General features: G+C 48.0%; 1 pseudogene. It reads right to left on the minus strand.

Annotated features, from left to right (window positions below):
• Positions 1-271: pseudogene (locus AAEY62_RS22480) on the minus strand (beta-ketoacyl-ACP synthase); the annotation flags it as partial.

The raw sequence follows: 271 nt of genomic DNA on the forward strand, positions 1-271 counted from the left end.
TATGCGCCATCATTTGAATATAACTAGTGGCTGTTACCCCAGACATAGAGCCCGACTCCATCATATTAGCAAACGCGAGTAACGGCGGGGTTGACCCTATAGATGAACCATAAGAAACCCCCGTAGAGCCATCGGTTAAGCTACTATGATTGAGTAACTGGGCTTGCTCTAACGCGCACTCTGTAGCGCGTGTTGACATAAGCGCCACTCGCCCCATTGAGCGTATTTGTTTACGTTTATAATGACTCGGTCGCTCAAAATGAGTAACCGG

Source organism: Pseudoalteromonas sp. GW168-MNA-CIBAN-0100 (assembly GCF_040309225.1).
In the GTDB taxonomy this organism is placed as follows: Bacteria; Pseudomonadota; Gammaproteobacteria; order Enterobacterales; family Alteromonadaceae; genus Pseudoalteromonas; species Pseudoalteromonas arctica.